General features: G+C 39.1%; 2 protein-coding genes. Both read left to right on the top strand.

The features are described from left to right. The first annotated feature begins 47 nt into the window (after nucleotides 1–47). On the top strand, nucleotides 48–356 hold the full coding sequence (gene secG / locus AB1397_03600; GenBank protein MEW6482073.1) for a preprotein translocase subunit SecG: 309 nt from the start codon (nucleotides 48–50) through the stop codon (nucleotides 354–356). Then, a partial coding sequence (locus AB1397_03595; GenBank protein ID MEW6482072.1) for an ABC transporter substrate-binding protein occupies nucleotides 356–2031 on the top strand: 1676 nt, incomplete at its 3' end. The genes secG and AB1397_03595, both read left to right, overlap by 1 nt.

Below are 2031 nucleotides of genomic sequence, written 5' to 3'. Positions count from 1 at the left end.
AATAAGGATAATAAAAACAAGAAAAAGGGAAATGAGAATATATAAATATGATTGGTGCAATTATTACATTTTTATATATTCTCATTTCCCTTTTTCTTGTTTTTATTATCCTTATTCAGGCGGGAAGGGGAGGAGGGATAGCCGCGGCATTTGGTGGAGCCACGGTTGAAAATATATTTGGCTCAACCAGAGGAAATGTCTTAACCAGGGCAACCGCTATATTAGCCGCATTGTTTATGATATTTTCTATAATCCTGGTAAGGATAGGGCCAGGAAGCCTTATAAAATCAAAGGGTGCTCCAAAGGGAGAAAGGCCTAGTGTTCAGCCAGCCCAGCCACCAGAACAACCCAAGTAATGAAAAAAGCCATTTTCTTTCCTCTCTGCCTCTCTGCCTCTCTGCCTCTGTGCTTTTATGCAATCCAAGCAATAATTTTCCTTTTTTTAATTCCCTCAATTGCCTTTTGCCCGCAAGCAAACACCCTTTATCTTTCCACCACCTCTGATCCAAAGACATTTAATCTTATTATTTCTAATGAGACATCAACCTCTGAGGCATTGGCATTTCTCTTTGAAGGTTTAACCGAAAGGGACGGAATAACAACCGAGATTAAGCCTTGCCTTGCCAAATCCTGGAAATATAGCCAGAAGGGAAAGAGATGGACATTTAATTTAAGGGATGATGTCCTTTGGTCTGACGGCATTCCCTTTACCGCAGACGATGTTGTTTTTACCTATAATTCCCTTATCTATAATGACGATATTCCCACCTCATTAAGGGATGTAATGACCATAGATGGAAAAAGGCTGATAGTAAAAAAGCTAGGAACTTATACGGTTGAGTTTATCCTTCCCAAACCATTTGCTCCCCTCCTTCATCAGCTTGGAGTTTCTATTCTTCCCAAACATATTCTTGAAAAATATGTTAAAGAGAAAACATTTACTTCAGCCTGGGGTGTAAATACAAGACCAAAGGAGATTGTAGGAACCGGCCCATTTATGATGAAAGAATATAAGCCAGGTGAGAGGATTACATATGTGAGAAACCCAAATTATTGGAAAAAGGATAAGGATGGAAATTCTCTTCCCTACATAGGAAGAATTATTACATTCATTGTGCCAGATAGGGAGGCACAGCTTGCGAGCTTCCAAGCAGGCGAGATAGATGTTCTCTCTGTGATGGGAAAAGATTGGGCACATCTTAAAGAAGGGGAAAAGAGGGGGAATTATACCCTATACAATTGTGGTCCTGGCTTTGGAACAACATTCATTGCCTTCAATCAGAGCCCTATCTATCAAAAAAAACCTTACTTTTCAAATCTCTCATTTAGAAGGGCAATTGCCCATTGTATAGACAAGAAGACAATTATTAACAATTGTTTATCAGGTCTTGGGTTTTCACAGGATTCTGCTATGGAGGAAGCCGCTGGCTTCTTTTATAATCCAAATGTTATTAAATATGAATACAACTTAAAGAAGGCAAGGAAAATCCTTAATGAAATTGGATTTATTGATAGAGACAAGGATGGAATAAGGGAGGACAAAATGGGCAATCCCATAAAATTTACCCTTTTAACCAATGCAGAAAATACCCAGAGAAAGGATATGGGAGCAATTATTGCCAAAGATTTAAGGGATATTGGCCTGGGTGTTACCTTTTCTCCTATTGATTTTAACAAGCTGGTTGAAATGCTTACATCTTCACACAATTGGGATGCCGTTTTAATTGGCTTTACCGGCGGCGTTGAGCCACATTCGGGAAAGAATGTCTGGGAATCTACCGGGCAATTACATCTTTGGAATCCAGAGCCAGCTGATGAGAAAGATAAGGCAGTTTGGAAGGCTTCCCTTTCTTCTTGGGAAAAGGAAATTGATGAGATATTTAATAAAGGCTGTCAGGAGCTTGACCATAAAAAGAGAAAGCTATTGTATGACAAATGGCAGTATATCGTTTCAAAAAACCTTCCCCTAATCTATACTGTAAACCCAGCAAGTCTATATTGTGTAAGGAATAGGCTTTTGAATATCCATCC

The organism is bacterium (assembly GCA_040756715.1).
Taxonomy (GTDB): Bacteria; UBA9089; UBA9088; order UBA9088; family UBA9088; genus JBFLYE01.
The sequence above is the reverse complement of the archived record's forward strand: the minus strand, read 5'-3'. Positions and strand labels throughout refer to the sequence as shown.

Bases quoted from the DNA above. Each gene is read 5' to 3' on its own strand.
- secG (MEW6482073.1), top strand. From the start codon at position 48: ATGATTGGTGCAATTATTACATTTTTATATATTCTCATTTCCCTTTTT.